The sequence below is a fragment of the Xenorhabdus koppenhoeferi genome (assembly GCF_900116635.1).
Taxonomy (GTDB): Bacteria; Pseudomonadota; Gammaproteobacteria; order Enterobacterales; family Enterobacteriaceae; genus Xenorhabdus; species Xenorhabdus koppenhoeferi.
On record NZ_FPBJ01000013.1, the window covers coordinates 42,171 to 65,628 of the forward strand.

A 23,458-nucleotide genomic window follows, 5' to 3' on the forward strand; every position below is an offset into this window, starting at 1 on the left:
CCATCCATGATATTGATGGGTTATCTCGCCCTGGGATGTAAAACAAGATGTAAGACAATATGAAACCAGCGCTGTTGGCTTCATATTGTCATCAAATTAATTTGTATTTATACCCGTCGTCTTTCAAGTTGCAGCTTTGTTGGCTGCGCTCACTCACCCCAGTCACATAGTTAGCTATGCTCTTGGGGGTTCATTCCCTTGCCGTCGCGCTGCACCTTGAAATCCATTGGGTATATTATCCTTAAGTTATGTGTTTTATGATTTCTCTACGAATAATAGCAACTGCACTGACAATATTTTCGTGATAACAATCATCAATCACGCTGATCGTCAATGGGGTGTGTAACCACTGCGAAAGATTATTGTCCGGTATTTTCGCTACCAATTGATTCATCAATAACCCAACCCCCTCTTTATGACACGGATTTATTTTACCTGCTTTAAATAAAGTCATTTTCGAATGTGTTAATTTTCCACTTAAATCACAATTGACCATTTTGCCTTCAATAGGTACGATTTCTAACACCTTATTGATATAAGTGTCGCTTGCTCCCTTTTCATGCAATATGCGGGTAATTTCATTATAGGCATATGACATATCTAAGTTATTTCTTAGATCTTTTATCTCATCATTATTCATGATGGTATCCAATATAAATAACTGAATGTCTTTTGCACCGAGCTGTTCAAATTGGAATGCAATCTCCATCGCTAATTGCCCACCCAGTGACCATCCTAAAATACGGATGGGTTCATCAATAGACGTTTCGCTCAGAATTAACTTCATATAGATTTGGGCTATCTGTTGCAATGAGTCAATTTGATTGTCTGTACAGAGATTATAATTATCGATGCCTATGCAGTTATAGATATCCGATAAGGCATTTGCTAAAGGTTCATACACTTCACTCCCGCAATTGGCTGCATGAATCATAAATAATTTGTTTCTCGCCGTTGATGTTGGCGTTAAAAAATTAAGCAGATTGGCTTGAGAACGGCCTGATTCCAGCCATTGGGATAACAAAGAAATACATTTATGGCTAAACAGGATATTTAAAGGAATATCAATACCTACTTTACTGCGCATGGCTCCGGTCAGCTTAATCGCCATCAGCGAGTTACCCCCCATACGGAAGAAATTATCCGCGATACCAATGCGTTCCATACCCAATATTTCTTGCCAGATAGCACATAGCTGAATTTCCAGTTGATTGCGCGGCGCAACATAACTGTCCCGGTTTCCCCATGTGGGTTCTGGCAGGGCGCGGCGATCCAGCTTGCCGTTCAATGTTAGTGGCACGGACGCAATGAGGGTAAAGCTGGCGGGGATCATGTATTCCGGCAAACGGGCGGAAAGGTGTTTAATCAGGCTTTCATCAGACAATCCACCATCTGTACTCTCGGTTACCAGATAAGCCGCAAGAATACTGTTCTCTTTATGTTCACGGTCAATCACCACCGCTTGTTTCACCTGTGGATGTGAAGACAAGGCGGTTTCAATTTCGCCCAATTCAATGCGGTAACCACGGATTTTGACCTGAAGATCATTGCGTCCCAGATATTCAAGGTTACCATCCGCCAACCAGCGTACCCGATCGCCGGTTCTGTACAGACGGGTATAGCCGAATGCCTTGTCTTCGTCAGAAGCAAACGGATTATTGACAAAATGTTTTTCAGTCAAATCCGGGCGATTTCGATAGCCGCGTGCCAGTCCGGCACCACCGATATACAGTTCTCCGGGAGCGCCGATAGGAGACAGTTCGCCATGATGAGTAAGCACATACAGACGGGTATTGTGGTGTGCTTTACCAATCGGGATATTGGCACTCACTTCATCAGTGACATCAAAGTGAGTGATATCAATGGTCGTTTCTGTCGGGCCATACAGGTTAATTAATGTGCTAGAATGGCTATTTATGGCTCTGAAAGCGTTGACATGTGACATGGTCAACGTTTCTCCACCACACGGCACATAGCGGATCGAGCGGGGTAAATGCTGCCCTGAATCCCGTACTGCCTGACAAAAAGCCCCTAACATGGAGGGTACAAATTGAACGACTGTCACGCCGGTTTTTTGTATCAGTTCATATAAAACTTCAGGCTGTTTATGAACATTCGGTAACGGCATCACGATACTGGCACCGAACCAATAAGTGGCAATCAGTTCCCAGACTGAGGCATCAAAGGTATAAGGCGTTTGTTGCAGAACTTTATCTGAGGTACTTAATGGATATTCGGATTGCATCCAGCAGAGGTGATTAATGACGTTGCGATGGGTTAATTCAACGCCTTTCGGTTGTCCGGTCGTGCCGGAAGTATAAATAATGTAAGCCAGATCCGTACTTTTATTCACCGGTATCAGATTTTCTACTGACCGGCCTTGAGTGACAATGGGATCATCTGCGGCAATCAGTGTCGGCTGACGGGACAGGGTGGATATACATTTCTCCAGTGTCGTCAAATGTTGATGCTGGGTCAGTATGCACGGGCTGCCCGTATCTTGCAGAATATACTGAACCCGCTCAGGCGGGTATTCAGGGGAAACGGGCACATAGGCACCGCCGGCTTTCAGCACAGCCAGAATACTGATCACCATCTCCGGACTGCGGTCGAGGTAGAGGGCGATTGGTGTGTCCGCTTGCATCGGCGTATGGCACTGCTGCAAGTAGTTCTCGCGTATCACAGCAGCGAGCTGGTTTGCCTGTTCGTTGAGCTGGCGATAAGTCAGAATCTCTTCTTCAAATATCAACGCGACATTATCTGCGGCGGCGGCTGCCTGGATCTCAAATTGCTGTTGTAACATTTTATCCTGCGGATAAGCGACGTCAGTTTGGTTCCAGGTATGCAGCAAGGTATGGCGTTCTTCTTCACTGAGGAACGTGACTGATGTATGTAGTTGGTATGGATCGCAGGCGACGACATGCAGAATGCGTTTAATCTGATCAAGCAAGCGTTGGGCTTGTTTACCTGTTACCCACGCTTCGCCATAACTCAATGTGACGATCAGGCGGTTGTCGGGTTCATAAGCCGTCAGTGATAAGGGATAATCGGTTTTTTCGATAGCATTGCGGAATGTTAATCTATTTTCGATACGATCCCTGCTCCCGCTGTCTGAATTTTCCCCGATGACAGGAGCCGGATAATTTTCAAAAACCAGTAAGGAATGGAATAAACGTTCTCCGTCAGATTGTAAATTGGTGAGTGATACGGCGCTGTAGCTGTTAAGCGCAGCGATATCTTTCTGTATTTCCTGTAGAACGTCAATAATACTGTTTTTCTCCCTCCACTGAACTATCAACGGCAAGGTATTGATATACAAGCCGACACTGGACTCAATACCTTCTACCGGCACATCGCGTCCTGATACTGTGGTGCCCACAATGGTTTGTTCATCCCCGGTGTAACTGTGCAGCAATTTGTGCCAGGCAAATTGCAACATGGCATTTAACGTAATACCTTGCTCACGGCACATTTTTTTAAGCTGCTGATAAACATCCCCCTGTAGGGTGATAGTTTGCTCCATCGGGTTTTCTATCGATTTTATCTGTGCCAAATCAACATCATGGCTTAACAACGCTGAGAGATCATTGATGACGTGGAATTGTGCCTTGCGTTCAGCCCAATACGCTTCGGACTCTGCTTTATGATCCAGATAGTATTGCTGGGTTGCCAGATAAGCATTATCTGCCACTATCTGGGGGACTCGCCTCTGCGTGAGTTCGTTGTAATACTCATGCACGGTTTGCAATAGAATCGGATGACTCCAACCGTCGATAATAGCGTGGTGTTTTGTAATCAGTACAGTGACCAGATGTTCATGTTGTTTAATTACGGTAAAACGAATTAAACCAGGCTGACTGAAATCAAAAGGCAGGGTACGGTCATGCTGTTGGATCTCTTCAATCGCTTTGTTCCGTTCTTCTTCTGATAACTGACTGATATCTTTGATCTCGAAATTTCCCGCACTGATACTTGCGCCTTTAGTTGCGATTTGCAAAACCTCTTCTTCCCAGTTAAATGCTGTTCTGAGGATGGGAAAACGCAGCGAAGCCAGAACCCAAGCCCGTTGGTAGACAGAAATGTCGAGTTGTGTGTGATAATCCAACAAGAGTTGCACACGGTAGGCATCATCTTGCGGCTGAGTTAAATGATGATAAATAAATCCCTGTTGCAAGCTGGTGGCTGGGTACAATGCTTCAATCTGGTATCTCTGTTGAAGATGGCGTAACAGCTTGATTGAAATCCCTTCAATACCGTAATCACTGGGGGTTTTTACTCCCCCAGATTGAGCCTGTTTCTGACCCGTTGTGATGACTGAATGAAGAGCTTGCTCAAAGGCTGTGATAAACATGTTTGTTTGAACTTCTGACAAGCGGCAACTGACACTGAATTGCAGTTTGCCCGCTTGAATCAGGCCATTAATATTCAGCAACAAATGGCTATGATTATCGTCTGCCACTACCGTTCCGCAATCATCGCTGGTCAGTGACCAGTTTTGCCCGGTTTCTCCGCCTAATTGTCCGAGGTAGTTGAAACTGATCGCCGGCAAATCGCCGGTTAAATATCCGGCCTGACGCAATGTGCCATAACCAATGCCTTTATTTGGCACCGCACGAAGCATTTCTTTGGTGTGAATAATGGTCTCAGCGATATCCGCCTGCATGACCAGACGAACAGGATATACAGTTGTAAACCAACCAACGGTTTCGGAAACGTCGAGTGTGCTGTCGATAGTTTCCCGCCCGTGACCTTCGAGCGTGATGTGATTAACGGATTTTGAGAAAACGGCATGTAATGCCAGTGTGAGGGCACTGAGTAGTAAATCATTAATTTCGGTTTGATAACCGGCATTAGCTTCACGCAGCAGAACGTCAGTCAACTCAGTGGAGATGCTCAGCGTGTGATGACTGGCTTCACCTGATGCAGAGTGGGTATTGTTTCCTGCGGTGACCTGCTGCCAGTAGGAAGTTTCTTGCTGATGGCATTCTGCATAGTGATGGACGGCATTAACCCATTGCCGATAGCTACTGGTTTTCGCCGGAAGGGTTTCGCCTTGCAACAATGTTTCGTGTTGTAAAAACCGGCGGATATCTTCAGCAATAATTCGCCACGACACCACATCAATAATCAGATGGTGGAATGCAAAGAACAGCCGGGCACTGCCATCAGCGTATCCGGTCAGATGCCCCGCTTGCCATAATGGCCCGTTGTTGTAATCAAACCCGCTTTGCCATCGGGTCAATTGTTGATGCAGTTCAGCTTTATTTAACTTGCTGATATCACAATGCAGTAATGCAGGCAGCCAAGACGGCATTTCTGCGAAATAACATTGGCGACGGATTGATTTTATGTCGGTATGCTTTGTACCAATAAAACAGGCACGTAACATATCATGTCGCTCAGTCAGGATAGTTAAAGCCTGTTCAATCGTGGCGTGATTGATATCGCCGGGCAACCGGATCATAAATGCCTGATTCCAATGGTGTGGACTCGATAAATTCCAGTCGAAGAAGTCCTGTTGGACAGGCAGCAGGCCAAATTCTCCGTTTAACAAACCCTGCTCTGCAACGACTTTTTCTGTAGCAGAGGTTTGTATTAACAATTGAGCTAACTGAGCCACGGTTGGTGCTGCAAAAATCGATTTAACCTGAAGAGAGAAGCCCGCCTGACGCAGTTTAGAGACTAACTGGATACTGACAATTGAATCCCCGCCAATGCGGAAAAAGTTATCTTCAATGCCGATGTGTTGCAGACCCAATGTCTCTTTCCAAATGGTGCAGAGTTGAGTTTCCAACGCATTACGGGGAGCGACATAATTATCGCGATCCGCCAGAATCGGCTCAGGCAGAGCGCGGTGATCCACTTTACCGTTTTGGGTCAGCGGAATGGACCCAATGCGAGTAAAACTGGCTGGCAGCATATATTCAGGCAGGCGTTCGGATAAGTGCACGGTCAGCATTTCATCTGACAACGTTCCCTCTGTGACCAGATAAGCCGCCAGTACTTTATGCCCGTTATTTTCATATGCAGTGACTACCGCCTGCTTGATTTGTGGGTGGGAAGTCAGGGCACTTTCGATTTCACCCGGCTCAATGCGGAAACCGCGCAGCTTGACCTGAGAATCATTGCGGCCAAGGTATTCGATATTGCCGTCTGGCAACCAGCGGGCGAGATCACCGGTTTTATACATTCTGGCATCCGGCTCCGGGGAGAACGGATCGGTGAGGAAACGCTCCGCCGTCAGTTCAGGGCGATTCAGATAACCGCGGGCAACGCCATCGCCCCCAATATAGATTTCACCCGCCGCTCCGATGGGAACGGGCCGGCCCAGTTTGTCCAGAATATAGATGCGGGTATTGCTGATAGGCTGTCCGATAGGGAGTGTTCCGTTTTCATCTTCGATCACTGGAATGTCGTAGGCCGTGGCGAATGTGGTGGTTTCTGTCGGCCCGTAAACATGCAGCAGGTGGGCGGGGGCCTGTTCCGCTTTCAGGCGGATGGCGGCCCGGTGATCACTTTTTTCGCCCCCGAACAGGACATAACGCAGGCCTGACAGCGACGGGGCAATTAAACTTGCATATTGGTTAAACAGGGCCGTGGTCAGGAACAGGGCGCTGACTTTTTCTGCTGACAGGCACTGACCAAAATGGGCAGGTTGTAACAGGGTTTTTTCCGGTATCAGCAGAAGACGGGCACCATGAACTAAACCTGACCAGACTTCCCACGTGGCGGCATCAAATGAAATATTGGCACAATGGGCGATGCAGTCATCGGGACCGATATCGGCAAAGCCATTATTGATAATCAGGCGCAGGACACTGCGGTGCTCGACCATCACGCCTTTCGGCTGTCCGGTGGAACCGGAGGTGTAGATCACATAGGCCAGATGGCGGGATGTCAGCCCGAGAGCCGGCGTGTCAGGATTATTGTCCGGCAGGGTTTCAAGGAACAGCGCCTGATTATCGAGCAATATTGTCGGGATGGTGCGGGGCATGGTGCGGGTCAGTTTTCCAGCCTGTGCTGTCTGGGTCAGTAAAGCCACGGGAGCAGCATCTTCAAGCATATAAGCCAGCCGTTCAGCCGGATAGGTCGGATCAAGCGGTACATAGGCTCCGCCCGCCTTGAGGATGGCGAGTATCCCCGCCACCATGTCCGGACTGCGTTCGAGGCAAAGGGCGACCCGATCATCCGGCCGTACCCCCAGTGCCATCAGGTGATGAGCCAGACGGTTGGCACGCCGGTTGAGTTCACCATAGCTTATCCGTTGCTCTTCAAATATGACGGCGATGGCCTCGGGGCGTTGGGCGGCCTGCGCTTCAAACAGTTGTTGCAGGGTCTTGTCCTGCGGATAGGGGGCATCCGTCTGGTTCCAGCTCTCTAGCAGACAGCGCTCCTGTGCAGACAGGATATCAAGCCCGGACAGCGGTTGTTTCTGGTTTGCCACGAAGGCGGCCAGTACTTGTTGATAGATGCCAGCCAGTCTCACGATGCTGGCTTCGTTAAACAGGCTGACGGCGTAATTCAGGCATCCGCTGATATTGGCTTGCCCGTCGGACAGGGACAGGCTCAGGTCAAATTTGGCCGGGCTGTATAAGTTTTCACCCATCGTAACCGGACGGAACGGAAGATTGGCTCCTTTTGGCTGGCTATCACCAAAATTTTGTAAACTGAACATCACCTGAAAAATCGGGTGACGGGAAGTGTCACGTTCGATATCCAGTGCTTCAACCAGTTGTTCAAACGGCATATCCTGATGGGCTTTGGATTCTATAATCAACTGATGAATCTGCTCAATCAGCGTTTCCACACTGGCGCTTTGTTGAAGCTGAGTTCTTAAGGCCATTGAGTTAACGAACATACCGATCAGGGGCTGGGTTTGGGCATGGTGTCGGTTATCGGTAGGTGTACCCAGCACAATGTCATCCTGACCGGATAATGTTGCCAGCGTGACATAAAAACCACTGAGCAGCACGGTATACAGGGTGGTTTCCTGCGTTTTTGCCAAATCCCTTAACTGGTTTGATAAGCGGCTCTCCAGTGTAAAACCGAAGTCACGACCCTGATAATTCACCTGAGCCGGTCTGGGATGATCTGCGGGTAAGTCCAGCGGATCATAATCGGCCAGAATTTGTCGCCAATAGGCAAGCTGGTGTTCACCGGTATCACCCTGTAAATAATCCCGCTGCCATGCGGCATAGTCACCATAGGAGATATCCAGAGGCGGCAGTTGGCTGTCGCGGCCTTCTGACAGGGCATGATAAAGCGCTGCCAGTTCATCCATAAAAATATCGGCTGACCAGCCATCAAAGGCGATATGGTGCCACAACATTAACAGGTAATGCTTATCACAGGTCTGATAATGACACAGACGCAGGCTGGGTTCGGTGGTCAGATCAAAGGGAATGGCGATTTCATCCCGCACTGTGTCCATCAGCCTGTCAATATCGTCACAGGACAGTATTGGCTGGATGACCAAACGCTTGTCTAACTTATGCTGGTGGATTTGCCCATTATCACGATTGAGGTACACCATTTTTATCACCGTATGGCGTTCAGCCAATTGGTTAATGGCGGTTTCTAGCAGGGGCAGGCAGGCATCGTTATCCAACTGAACCAGATAAGGAATATGGTAGGTGGAGCTGCCTTGTTCAAACTGCTCGATAAATAACATCCTCTCTTGGGCAAACGAGAGCGGGTAGTGTTCGGCATTCAGGTGAGGAATAACCGTACAGGTTTGTTGCCCCGGTTGTTCTCTGTTTATAGCATCTGCCAGACCCGCGATGGTTTTCAGCTCAAACAACTGAGCCAGTGTGATATCTGTTGCCAAACGCTGGCGGATCGCGGCCGTCAGTTTAATGGCCATCAGGGAGTTGCCGCCAATCCGGAAAAAGTTATCGTCAATGCCAATCTGCTCCAGCCCCAGGATATGCTGCCAGATGGCACAAAGCTGGGTTTCCAGTGCATTGCGGGGCGCGACATAATGGTTTTGGTTTTCCCATACCGGCTCTGGCAGGGCACTGCGATCCAGTTTACCGTTCAGTGTCAGCGGTATGGATGTAATGCGGGTAAAACTGACGGGGATCATGTATTCCGGCAATCGGGCGGAAAGGTAATTAATTAACGTCTCATCGGACAGTTCGCTGTCTGTGACCAGATAGGCTGCCAGTACATCATGGTCTTTGTGCTGACGGGCAATCACCACGGTCTGTTTCACCTGCGGATGGGAAGCCAAGATGCTTTCAATTTCCCCCAATTCAATGCGGTAGCCGCGGATCTTGACCTGAAAGTCATTGCGTCCCAGATATTCCAGCTCACCGTTCGGTAACCAGCGTACCAAATCGCCTGTTTTATACAGACGGGTGTAACCGTGGGTTTTGTCTTCTGTGCTGGCAAACGGATTCTCTATAAAACGTTCCGCCGTCAGTTCAGGCCGGTTTAAATAACCCCGTGCCAGTCCGGCACCACCGACATACAGCTCTCCGGGGGCACCAATCGGGGCAAGATGACCGAAACTGTCCAACACATAGGCTGAGATGTCGCTTAGCGACCGACCAATATTGGAGGCTGTTGATGTATCGTCTTTTGTTAATTTTTTATAGGTAACATGAACCGTGGTTTCGGTGATCCCATACATGTTGACCAAAACGGGAGTGTGATCCCCATACTTCGCCCACCACGGATGCAACTGAACCTGATTCAGCTTATCGCCGCCAAAAATCACCAGCCGAAGATAGGGATAGGCTGCATTAGTATTCAATGAGGTATCAACAAAGGCATAAAATGCCCCCGGGGTTTGGTTCAGGACAGTCACTTTCTGGTCTGAGCAGAGCCGGCTGAACTGAACGAAATCTTTTGTGCACTCAATGGTAGGAATGACCAGGCATCCACCATAGAGTAATGCCCCCCACAACTCCCATACGCTGAAATCAAAGGTGTAGGCATGGTACAGCACCCAAGTATCATGGTGGTTAAATTGATATTGCTCTTGAGTGGCAGTAAATAAACGCACCACATTATGGTGGGTCTGCAATACGCCTTTAGGTTTTCCGGTCGTGCCTGAGGTGTAGATGACGTACACCAGATCATCCGCACGGCTCATCGGTACAGGATTCTCTCCTGAGTAGCGGGTGGTCACGCTCTGGTCATCAGCTGCGATCAGGATGGGGCGATCAGACAGTGGCCGGGTGTATTCTGCCAGTGCGGCCAGATAGCGTTGCTGGGTCAGTATGCACGGAGTCTGGCTATCTTGCAGAATAAAATCGACACGTTCTGGTGGGTATTCCGGCGAAATGGGTACATAAGCGCCGCCAGCTTTCAGCACGGCCAGAATACTGATGACCATCTCCAGACTGCGGTCGAGATACAAGGCAATAAGTGTATTGACTGGCATTGGTTTATGGTGCTGTTGCTGATAGTTTTCACGAAGCACTGAAGCCAGTTTATTTGCCCGTTCGTTAAGCTCGCGGTAGGTTAATGCTTCTCCTTCAAACACCAGCGCCACGTTATCCGGTGTAGCCGTAACTTGGGCTTCAAACCGTTGTTGCAAAGTCTGGTCTTGGGAATAGGGGGCAAAGTCAGCCGGGTTCCATGTGTGCAGCAGGGTATGGTGTTCTTGTGCGGAGAGGATATCAAGTTCAGAAAGCGCTTGTTTCTGGTCTGTCACGAAAGCGGTAAGCACCCGTTGGTAAATATCAGCCAGTCTTATGATGGAGGCTTCGTCAAACAGACTGATGGCATAATTCAGGTATCCGCTGATGTTGGCCTGCCCGTCGGACAGAATCAGGTTCAGATCAAATTTGGCCGCACTGTATAAGGTTTCGTCCATCGCAACCGGACTGAACGGTAACCTGAGCCTGTTTGGCTGACTTTCATCAAAATTCTGTAAGGTGAACATCACCTGAAAAATCGGATGGCGGGAAGTATCACGTTCTGTTCCCAGCGCTTCAACCAGTTGCTCAAACGGCATGTCCTGATGGGCTTTGGATTCCGTAACCAACTGATGAATCTGTCCGATCAGTGTTTCCACACTGTTGGTTTGCTGGAGCTGTGCTCTCAATACCAGAGAATTGACAAACATACCAATCAGGGGCTGAGTCTGGGTATGATGGCGGTTGTCCGCAGGCGTACCCAGCACAATGTCATCCTGACCGGATAATTTTGCCAGCGTGACATAAAAACCACTGAGCAACACGGTATACAGGGTGGTTTCCTGTGCTTTTGCCAGATCCCTTAACTGGTTTGATAAGCGACTCTCCAGTGTAAAATTGAAGTCCCGGCCTTGATAATCGACATGGGCGGGACGGAGCCGGTCAGTCGGCAGAGCCAGTGGCTCATAACCCGCCAGAATTTGTTGCCAATAGGCAAGCTGACATTCACCGGTATCACCCTGTAAATAATCCCGCTGCCATACAGCATAATCGCCATAGGAGATATCCAGAGGCGGCAGTTGGCTGTCACGGTCTTCTGACAAGGCATGGTAAAGCTCTGCCAGTTCATCCATAAAGATATTGGCTGACCAGCCATCAAAGGCGATATGGTGCCACATCATTAACAGGTAATGCTTATCGCGGGTCTGTTGTTTATTGTTGATCTGATAATGACGCAGGCGCAGGCTGGGTTCAGTGGTCAGATCAAATGGGATGGCGATTTCAGCACGTACTGTGTCCATCAGTCTGTCAATATCGTCACAGGGTGGTGTTTGCCGGATGACTAAACGGCTGTTCAGCCGCTGCTGGTGTAGGTGTCCGTCATCGTGATTGAGGTACACCATCTTTATCACCGTATGGCGTTCAGCCAATTGGTTAATGGCGGTTTCTAGCAGGGGCAGGCAGGCATCGTTATCCAACTGAACCAGATAAGGAATATGGTAGGTGGAGCTGCCTTGTTCAAACTGCTCGATAAATAACATCCTCTCTTGGGCAAACGAGAGCGGATAGTGTTCGGCATTCAGGTGAGGAATGACCGTACAGGTTTGTTGCCTCGGTTGTTCTCTGTTTATAGCATCTGCCAGACCCGCGATGGTTTTCAGCTCAAACAATTGAGCCAGTGTGACATCGGTTGCCAAATTTTGGCGGATCGCGGTCGTCAGCTTAATAGCCATCAGGGAGTTGCCGCCAATCCGGAAAAAATTATCGTCAATGCCGACAGATTCCAGCCCCAGAACATCCTGCCAGATGGCACAAAGCTGGGTTTCCAGTGCATTGCGGAGGGCGGAATAACTGTTTTGGTTTTTCCACATGGGTTCTGGCAGGGCACGGCGATCCAGTTTACCGTTCAGCGTTAATGGTATGGAGGCAATGCGGGTAAAGCTTGCGGGGATCATGTATTCCGGCAAACAGGCAGAAAGTTGCTTAATCAGGTTTTCATCGGGCAGTTCGCCGTCCGTGACCAGATAGGCTGCCAGTACATCATGGCCTTTGTGCTCACGAGTAATCACCACGGCCTGTTTTATTTGCGGGTGGGAAGCCAGAACTTTTTCAATTTCGCCTAATTCAATACGGTAACCACGGATCTTGACCTGAAAATCATTGCGTCCCAGATATTCCAGCTCACCGTTTGGCAGCCAGCGCACCAAATCGCCGGTTTTATACAGGCGGGTGTAACCGTGGGTTTTGTCTTCTGCGCTGGCAAACGGATTCTCTATAAAACGTTCCGCCGTCAGTTCAGGCCGGTTTAAATAACCCCGTGCCAATCCCGCACCACCGACATACAGCTCTCCCGGTGTACCGATTGGGGATAGATTACCGTAACTATCAAGAACGTAGAGGCGGGCGTTATTAATAGCCTTACCAATATTGGTAGCAATATCCCCATGTTGATACAGTTTTTCGGTCGCACAAACGGTGACTTCTGTCGGACCATAAGAATTCAATATCTGGCTGTGACGGCTAAAGTGGTCAAGAAAATCCACAGAAGGAGCTTCTCCCGCCGTAACCAATACCTGCAAGGAGGGAAATTCAGTTTCAGTTAATAATTTCAGTATGGCTGGCGGTAATGCAGCTATTTGAATGCCTTCTTGCTGAATGAGTTCTGCAATGGCAGGAAGGTGGCGCTCTTTTTCACTGCAAATGTAAATCGTCAGTCCATTAAATAAACTGGGGAATAATTCGAAAACAGAACCATCAAAGATGTAATTGGCAAACATCAATGCCTTGTTTCTGTTTGGTGCATTAAAGAATTTGGCCTGTGCAGCCGCCATATGTATGACATTTCTGTGCTCTGTCATGACCCCTTTTGGCTGTCCTGTAGTTCCAGAGGTATAAATGATATAAGCCAGATCGGTCGGTTGGTTGATCTGTACCGGATTTTCCACAGGCTGGCTTGCGATGATTGTCTGATCATCTGCCGCTATCAGTGTGGGTTGTTCAGCGAATGCTTGAGTGTATTCCGCCAGTGTCGCCAGATATCGTTTTCGGGAAATGATACATAGCGTCTGGACATCTTGCAGAATGAAATTGACACGCTCTGCCGGATACGCCGGCAAAATGGGCACATAAGCGCCGCCTGCTTTCAGCACCGCAAGGATACTGACCACCATTTCCAGACTGCGATCAAGATAGAGGGCTATTGGTGTATCTGCTTGCAAGGGTGCATCAAGCCGTTGCTGATAATGTTCACGAATAACCCCAGCCAGTTGGTTTGCCCGTTCGTTGAGTTGATGATAAGTGAGCGTTTCCCCCTCAAATACCAGTGCCACGTTATTCGGTGTCTGTTCTACCTGAGCTTCAAACAGTTGTTGCAGGGTTTTATCCTGTGGATAAGGTGTATTGGTTTGGTTCCACGTGTGCAGCAAGGTATGGCGTTCCTGTACGGATAGAAGCTCAAGTTCAGAAAGCGTTTGTTTCTGATTTGCGACGAATGCGATCAGCACCTGTTGGTAGATGTCGGTGAGCCGGATGATGGTGGTTTCATCAAACAGAGTGACGGCGTAATTGAGGCTGCCGGTAAGGCTGTCTTGCTTATCGGAAATAAATAGGCTCAGGTCAAACTTGGCTGGGCTGTACAGCGGTGTATCGGCCTGAACCGGACTGAATGGCAGACGGTTGTCTGACGGGTATTCTCCGAAGCTCTGTAACCCAAACATCACCTGAAAAATAGGGTGACGAGAGGTATCACGCTCAACCTGCAAGGTATCCACTAATTGCTCAAATGGAATATCCTGATGCCTCTTGGCTTCAATGATGGCTGAGTGGATTTGTCGAATCAGGGCTTCTACGCTGGTGGTTTGTTGAAGCTGCGTTCTCAATACCAGTGAATTGACAAACATACCAATCAGGGGCTGGGTTTGCGCATGATGGCGGTTGTCCGCAGGCGTACCCAGCACAATGTCCTCTTGTCCTGATAATTTTGCCAGTGTGACATAAAAACCACTGAGCAAAACGGTATACAGGGTGGTTTCCTGTGCTTTTGCCAAATCCCTTAACTGGTTTGATAGTGTACTCTCCAACGTAAAGTTGAAGTCACGGCCCTGATAGTCAACATGGGTCGGTCGGGGGCGATCAGTTGGTAAACCCAGAGGTTCATAACCCGTCAATGTTTGCTGCCAATATGTCAGTTGGCGCTCCCTGATTTCACCCTGTAAATAATCCCGCTGCCATGCGGAATAGTCGCCATAAGTGATATCCAGAGGCGGTAATTGGCTGTCACGGCCTGCTTGTAAAGCTTGATAAGTCTCTGACAATTCATCCATAAAAATATCAACAGACCAACCATCAAAGGCGATGTGATGCCACAAGAACAAGACATAGTGCTGAGTTGCTACTTGTTGATCTGCGATTTGTTGATCTGTTATTTGATAATGATACAGGCGCAAACCTGACTCGGTTGAGAGATCAAATGGAGTGAACAGGTCAGTGTGTACGGTTTCCATCAGTTCATCAATGTCATTGCAGGACTGTATCCTGAACGTAATCCGGCCTGTCAACACATGTTGATAATCATGACCATCATCGTGAGTGCGGTATACCGTCTTCATCACGGGGTGACGGTCAATCACTCGATTAATGGCATCTTCCAGTAGCGGCAGTTTGGCACTGCTATTGAGTTGTACCAAATAGGGAATATGGTACATGTTGGCACCCTGTTCAAAACGCTCGATAAACAACATGCGCTCTTGGGCAAATGACAGGGGGTAATGTTCCAGCTCAATATGGGGAATAACGGTGTCTATCTGCTGTCCCATATGGACAGCCAGTCTGGCGATGGTTTTTAACTCGAATACTTGAGCCAGTGAAACTTCTCGTTCCAATACGCGCCGAATGGCGGCGATAAGCTGAATTGCCATCAGGGAGTTACCCCCAACCCGGAAGAAATTATCGTCAATACCGATACGCTCCAGTCCCAAAACATCCTGCCAGATAACACAAAGCTGCGTTTCCAATACATTACGGGGAGCGATGTAATTGTCTTGATTTCCCCACATCGGTGCTGGCAGAGCGCGATGATCCACTTTGCCGTTCAGTGTTAAGGGGATAGTTTCAATATAGGTAAAGCTGGTGGGTATCATATATTCCGGCAGACAGGCGGAGAGATACCCTATTAATATTTCATCGGACAGCTCATTCTCTGTACCTTCTGTGATCAGATACGCTGCCAGAACTTTGTTCCCTTTATGTTCATGGTCAATCACGACGGCCTGTTTTACTTGTGGATGTGAAGCGAGGACGCTTTCAATTTCTCCCAGCTCAATGCGGTAACCGCGGATCTTGACCTGAAAGTCATTGCGCCCCAGATATTCCAGTTCACCATTTGGCAACCAGCGTACCAAATCACCGGTTTTATACAGGCGGGCATGACCCTTTGCTCTGTCTTCTGCGGTGGCGAAAGGATTTTCCACAAAACGTTCTGCGGTCAGTTCAGGCCGGTTTAAATAACCCGCAGCCAGACCGGCACCACCGATATACAGTTCACCCGGTGCTCCGATAGGCACAAGATGACCGGAACGGTTCAATACATAGGCATGCAGATCGTTTAACGGCAGACCAATGTTGGAGGCTGTTACTGTGTCGTCTTTTGTTAATTTTTTACAGGTAACATGGACAGTGGTTTCTGTTATCCCATACATATTGATTAAGCCTGGTGACTGATCGCCATAATTGTCCCACCAAGGCTTCAATTGCACAGGATTGAGTTTATCTCCGCCGAAAATTACATAGCGAAGATCAGGGAATTCAGCACTTATATTCAGTGAGGCATTAATAAAGGCATAAAATGCTCCCGGAGTTTGGTTCAGAACAGTGACTTTCTGATGCGAACAGAGTTGGCTAAATCTGGCAAAATCTTTTGTGCATTCTGCGGTTGGAATAATCAGCCGCCCGCCATAAAGCAGGGCACCCCATAGCTCCCAGACACTGAAATCAAAGGTATAGGTATGGTAAAGAACCCAGGTATCCTTCTGGTCAAATTGATAATGCTTTTGGGTAGCCGTAAATAAACGTGAAACATTATGGTGAGTCTGCAACACGCCTTTCGGCTGCCCGGTTGTTCCTGATGTGTAGATGACATAAGCAAGATCGGCAGACGTATTTATCTGAGCAAGGTTTTCGACTGGCTGGCTTTCCGTTAATAAACCATTATCCACAGCGAGTGATTTGGGTTGGGTAACCAGTGATTGTGTATACCTTTTCAGTGCCATTAAATACTGTTGTTGCGTTATTACACAGGGAGATTGTGTATCTTCCAGAATAAACTGCACTCGTTCGGTTGGGTATTCCGGTGAAATGGGCACATAAGCACCACCGGCTTTCAGCACCGCCAGAATACTGATAACCATCTCCAGACTGCGGTCAAGATAGAGGGCTATCAACGTACCTGCTTGCATTGGTGCCCCATTTTGTTGCTGACACTGTTCGCGGATAACACAAGCTAACTGATTCGCCCGTTCATTGAGCTGGCGGTAGGTCAGCGTTTCACCTTCAAATATCAACGCTACGTTATCGGGTGTACTTACCGCCTGTACTTCAAACTGTTGTTGCAAGGTGTCAAGTTGCAAGGTTTCATTTTGTGAATAGAGTGGGTCAGTTTGATTCCAAGTATGCAGCAGAGTCTGACGCTCTTGTTCTAATAAAATAGGGAGTTCATTCACTAAAGAGAAAGGTTTATCAATAAGAGCAATAAATAAACGCTCAAGTCGCTCAAGCATGTTATTTACATCTGAATCACTAAAATATTGCTGTGAATAATTAATCGTTATTTTTAATTCCTGATCATTCCCATAATCCTTTAACCGAAAAATGACCGGATGGTTACTGATTGTCGGATGTATGTGGTAATGATGAATACCGGCAAATTCAGTATCAGGCTCTGAAAACTTTTCGTAAGCGATAAGGATATTAGGTAAAAAAAAACCTTGATTGTTGGCTATTCGGGCAAGATGAGACTGAGGGAATGAGCAATGTTGGTAACTACTTTTTATTGATGACTCTATGTGTTTAATTTGTTCTGCCACACTGGCTGTGTCGGAAATAGGGCAATGCACCGGATACACATTTGCCTGCATTCCGATGGTGGATTTTTCTGATTTTGTCTTTCTGCCGTGTGTAACAGTGTTAAAGGTCAATTCTTGTTGCCCTGTTAGTGCGGACATCATAATACTGACAAGACACGAAAAAACGGAGCTAAGATTACTTTTGTTTTTTTCACAAAAAGCATATAGGGATTTTTTAACGGAAAGCGGTAATGTAATCGTTTTGTTACTGAAGCCGGTGCTCTGATAATAAGGTGTTAATTGGTGCGATTCATTTTCTTTTAAGAAATTATACCAATAGTTATTATCTTTTTTGTAATTAGGTGAGTTTAAATACTCTCTTGCTTTGGTTACAGAGTCTAAATATTGAGGAATTTCGGATAACCAAGCTGTTGAAGTCCCATTTTTAAGGCATGAATATAACTGATGGACATATTGATGCAGGCGGAATAAACCTAATGCATCAATGATGATATGATGAAATTTAGTGAAGAAATAATATTTCTCGTCGTTAATGGTGATCAATGAAGCGTGATATAGGGTTTCATTCGGAAAATTGATAGGAATATCAACTTGCTGCTGTAGCCAAAGTTTCACTTTTTCTTCAGTAGCTGACTGCATTGAAAAATCTTGAATTGTGATTATTCCTGCTTCCGCTTTATTCTCAATACATTGTAGGGCTTCATGATCTGAATTAATCGACATATGCAACCGTAGTACATCGATATGCTGGTACAAAAGATCCCATGCCTGTTGCAAAATCGCGATATCAACTTCACCTTCCATTAAGGTACACCAGCCAATATTGTGCAGGGCACTGCCTTTATAAAGTGTTTGTTCATAAAACACATCTTCTTGGGTAGGATGGAGGTTATATAAATTCGAATTTAATAAATATTCAGATTTTATCATAATAAATTATACGAATGCATTCCGTTCACAAGTTATTTTCAATCCACAATACAACAAGTAGATAACGAGGTTTTAATAAATTTAATTAAATTTATTTTAGTGATAAAAAGATTGTAATTTTAATTTTCTTTGTGTGAAGTAATAAATTACAGGGGGAATAATTCACTATGTTATTTAGACTAATTAATATGATTTTGTGTTATCTTCCGTTGTATCAATATGATTAACTTTGCAACTTTACAGCATTCTCCCTTATAAAAATAGTTAAAGGTTGTTTAATTTAGTGAGTAAACTGTTTCATTTTTTGATATAGCTATTCTATATCATTTATTTGTTTTTAATTTTTGATGGTTATTATCGTTCCTTATATTTCCCTGTAAGTTATTCTTTGTCCTGCAATATTGATTGTTATTCGGATTTAAGTCTATATTATTTTTTGTTTAATATGCAGTGTTCTTTAATTAGCTTTCAGTTTAAGATGTGTTTGTTTAATAAATAAATATTGCTATACCCAATGGATTTCAAGAGGCAGCGCGACGGCAAAAGCTATCGGTGTATCATTAGCTGGGTGTTATTGCCACTCTGCATCCTTTTACTGCTTCTGATTTGTGACAATAACGACCAGAAAATATAAACTATCTTAAATATATAGATTTAATTCATATTACATTTATAGTCCTGTATTTCACCAGCAGAACCAAGATTTAACTCTAATAAATCAAATCTATTGGCAAGTAAAACCATTGAACCATCTTTCAGTTTTGATACAGCCAATCCATAATATTCGATGTCATCATCTATTCTAGAAATATAATTCTGTAATAGTTTGAAAGGATTTTCTTTGTATAGATCATTGCTTTCCAGTTTTTTAACTAAATAGGTATGGCCTTCTAATTTAGATGGCAACACTTTCCAATCATTGCTAATAGCGTCTTTGTCTTTTTCAAGCGCAACTGAAACTTCTTTTTTCAGACAAGATAGATGAATATGTAACTGATCTTGTGATCTACCATACTTAGAGTTCACTGCTAATGAAATTCTATTATCATCTATGTTTTTATTGTCTCCTTTAGTTAAATTAGTTCTTTCATCCCATGCATATGAAAAAAAAGAGGGTGAAGAATTTTTTTGTAACTCAGGAGATTCAATACCTGTCACTTTATATGTTGGCATGATTAAATCGTGTTTAGGACCTTTTTCATCTTTAAATAGGACATATTTTTTATCTAAATCGACTTTTAAACAAGGTGATGGATTAGCATTTTTAATTTGATTGGGTACACATTGTTGGTTGACTATTTCCCATAATGCATTAGGGTTACCTCTTTCCCAAATATAATAGATAAGGAAGGCAATAAGAAATAGAATAAAAACAATTATTTTTATCTTATTATTTTTTAACTTGATCATTTTAACCTCTTTATGTTTTTACATTTGCCGTATCTTGAAATCCATTGGGCATATGGCATATATAGTAGAAATAGGCGTTAAAAACCTATTCCAGTAGATGTTGTTATTGCTGTCAGCTTACACATAAAAATCGGTGTCTATATGAAGTATATGAAAATTTTTAGTATTGGCTAAGTTCAAAATGATTCTAATACTAGTTGTTATTATATTCAATGAATTTCAAGATACAGAGTTTATAACCTAGCCTTTATTTTTTCATTTTTCTTCGCAATATTTAGTTACATCATAATGTTTGTAAAACAAATATTATGATGATATCACCAAATAATATTCTGTCAGAAGGCCGTAAAATTACGATAATGTGACATGTGAAAGAGGATCTGCCGATGACCTTATTTGAGACAAAATTGTTTCTATTACGGAATCAAAAAATGGAAAAAATCATCGACATCACAGAAAATTTCGACTAATTTGTCCGTAGCCTGTTCCTTCTTAGATCGGTTTGTTATTCGTCTGATATTGAAACAGGCTTTTAGTTCAATTTCTTATCAAAAATTCGGGTTAAACTAAACCTTACCATGAAAAATATTCTTTCAATTCAATCTCATGTTGTCTTTGGTCATGCAGGAAATAGTGCGGCTGTTTTTCCGATGAATCGTATGGGAGTGAACGTATGGCCACTAAATACAGTTCAGTTTTCTAATCACACCCAATATACTCAATGGCGTGGTTGTGTGATGCCACCTGAACATTTAGCTGAAATTGTGCAGGGAATTGGTGAAATTGATAAATTAACATCCTGCAATGCGGTATTGAGTGGTTATATTGGTTCAGCAGAGCAAGGCCGCTATATTCTTGATATCGTTAAACAGGTTAAGCAAGCTAATCCTGATGCATGGTATTTCTGTGATCCTGTAATGGGGCATCCCGAAAAAGGTTGTATTGTTGTTCCGGGAGTCGCTGAATTTTTTTGTGAAGAGGCATTACCCGTCAGTGATATTATTGCGCCTAATTTATTGGAGCTTGAAACACTGACTGGGCGGAAAATTGAAAATGTAGAACAGACTATATCCGCCTCACGTGAGTTATGTGAAAAAGGGCCTAAGATTGTGTTAGTTAAACACCTTAGTCGGGCAGGCTATCGGGCAGATTGTTTTGAAATGCTTTTGGTAACTAAAGAACATAGCTGGCATATTAGCCGCCCATTGATTGATACTGGTGAACGGCAACCTGTTGGTGTTGGTGATTTGACGAGCGGTTTATTGCTGGTCAATTTACTGAAAAGTCTATCTTTGACAGATGATGTATTAAAAGCAGCATTAGAACATGTTACTTCGGCGGTCTATGAAGTTATGTTGGAGACGCAAGCACGGGGAGAATATGAGCTACAACTCATTGCTGCTCAGGATAAGATGGTTGCACCAACACATCAATTCAATGCAATATCAATTGACTGATATATAGAGATTATATATCCAATGGATTTCGAGTTTCAGTACGATGGTCAGCGGATGAATCTCCGGAAGCGTAAGTGACGCGTGTTTATAAAAATAGTAACAGGCGTGAATGAGAGTCACCAGAAAAGCTGCAACTTGAAAGACGAAGGGATTTAGTCTTCCTGAGCTTCCGGTAGCATATTACCGGAAGCATGTATTACCGGAAATTGAACACGATCAGATTTAAATTAATCCTTCAGCTTTTAAAGCATCGTGAACGCTCGGACGTTGCTTAATCATGTCCATATATGCGTTTAAATGTACTAATTCAGAAATATCTAATTTAGTTCTAGGCACCCATTGACTGACGGCAAATAAATAAGAGTCCGCAATGGTGAAATTTGCTCCGGTAATATAGGGAAATTTTGCCAACACACTATCAATATAAGTGAGGCGGAGCATTAATTTTTTCATTAAGATAGCAATATAGGCTTCCGGTGTAGCTATTATTGGAAACAATGGCATAAAGTTTTGATGTAATTCACTGGAAATATAGCTTAGCCATTCGATTTGGTGATAGTGCTCCATTGTACCGGTTGGTGCAATTAAGTTTTTTTCGGGTTTTTGGTCGGCAATATATTTAATAATAGCAGTTACTTCCGTTAGAATCTGATTGTTATCAAGCTGAAGCGTGGGTACTTGGCCTTTGGGACTGATAGCGAGGAAGTTATCTCCACTTTCTGTTTTTTTATTCATTAAATCGACTTTTACGATACTGAAATCCAATCCAGCTTCGCGAAGCATGATATGGGGAGAAAGTGAACAAGCACCCGGCGAGTAATACAATTTCATATGTCGTTCCTTAATTATGTTTTCAATCTAGGGATACAATACAACGAAAGAACACCAGTCATTTATTATGCTATTAATTTATCTTGTTATTTTATATCAATTGCCCATAAGTTGAATGTAATATCTTATTGAACCGCATTTCAAGCACAAGGCGATATTTTAATTCAATAATGAATAAAAATAAGAAATTTTTATCTGTTGTAATGTGATAATCAGGTCAAAATAAATAAGGGGTTGTGAGAGTATGATATACCCAATTAATTTCAAGGTGCAGCGCGATGGCAAGGGAGCGAATCCAACAAAACTGCAACTGAAAGATGACGGGATAGAAGGGAAGAAAATAAGCCCAGCCATGAGATAATCTTGCCGGGCTTATTGATAGATCAATCAGCTATTGGAGTGTGAGATTATTTCAGTTCTAATTCATTCATAGCTGCGATGCTGAAACCGCCATCAACGTGCAGGATTTCACCTGTAATACCACCAGACAGATCAGAGCACAGGAATGCAGCCGCATTACCGACATCTTCTGTCGTTACAGTGCGGCGGATCGGCGTAACTGCTTCACAGTGTGCCAGCATTTTACGGAAGTCTTTGATACCAGATGCTGCCAAAGTACGGATTGGGCCAGCAGAAATCCCGTTAACGCGGATACCTTCAACACCCATCGCATTGGCCATATAACGAACGTTCGCTTCGAGGGAAGCTTTAGCCAGACCCATTACGTTATAGTTAGGGATCGCACGTTCTGCACCCAGATAGCTCAAGGTGAGCAGGGCAGAATTAGGATTCAGCATATGGCGGCATGTTTTCGCCATCGCAACAAAGCTGTATGCACTGATATCATGTGCAATTTTGAAGCCTTCACGGGTAACAGCGTTAACATAATCACCATCAAGCTGATCAGCCGGCGCATAGCCGATAGAGTGAACGAAACCATCGAATTTAGGCCATACTTTACCCAGTTCAACGAACAATGCGTCGATACTTTCGTCTTCAGCCACGTCACACGGCAGAACGATATTAGAATTCAGTGATGCGGCGAATTCTTCGACACGAGGTCTCAATTTGTCATTTTGGTAAGTAAAAGCCAGCTCTGCTCCTTGATCGTGCATTGCCCTGGCAATTCCATAAGCGATAGACAGTTTGCTGGCGACGCCAGTAATGAGAATGCGCTTGCCGGTCATGAAACCCATAGCTGTATCCTTATTGTTCTTTGTGAGCAAACACCAATAGTCATAGAGTGACAAAAATAATATCCATAACATAACTATGGTGTTTATTGTTAATAAACGGGGACGATTTTATCATGCCGGAAAGAAATGTGGTGAGTTTCACACGCTGTTCCGATCAGTGAATAAAATACATCCAGTCAAAATTACAA

General features: G+C 45.0%; 5 protein-coding genes. 1 reads left to right on the top strand and 4 read right to left on the bottom strand.

The annotated features are described in order from the left end of the window. Positions 1–241: 241 nt before the first annotated feature. Together BM329_RS06105 and BM329_RS06110 are read right to left on the bottom strand one after the other, a co-directional pair. Complete coding sequence (locus BM329_RS06105; RefSeq protein ID WP_092550331.1) at positions 242–18,376, bottom strand: non-ribosomal peptide synthetase; 18,135 nt, start codon at positions 18,374–18,376, stop codon at positions 242–244. Positions 18,377–19,030: 654 nt separating this feature from the next. Further along, positions 19,031–19,786 (bottom strand): CDP-diacylglycerol diphosphatase, encoded by a 756-nt coding sequence (locus BM329_RS06110; protein WP_092550334.1) that lies wholly within the window; start codon positions 19,784–19,786, stop codon positions 19,031–19,033. 578 nt (positions 19,787–20,364) lie between these two features. Here BM329_RS06110 and pdxY point away from each other — a divergent pair. Further along, a complete protein-coding gene (pdxY, locus tag BM329_RS06115) occupies positions 20,365–21,243 on the top strand; it encodes a pyridoxal kinase PdxY (RefSeq protein ID WP_092550336.1) in 879 nt (292 codons plus the stop codon). A 222-nt stretch (positions 21,244–21,465) separates the two neighbouring features. On the opposite strand, the gene gstA is transcribed toward pdxY, so the two are convergent. After that, positions 21,466–22,074, bottom strand: a complete 609-nt coding sequence (gstA, locus tag BM329_RS06120) for a glutathione transferase GstA (protein WP_092550339.1) — start codon at positions 22,072–22,074, stop codon at positions 21,466–21,468. Between the two features lie 407 nt (positions 22,075–22,481). After that, a complete protein-coding gene (gene fabI, locus BM329_RS06125; protein ID WP_092550342.1) occupies positions 22,482–23,270 on the bottom strand; it encodes an enoyl-ACP reductase FabI in 789 nt (262 codons plus the stop codon). Positions 23,271–23,458: the final 188 nt, after the last annotated feature.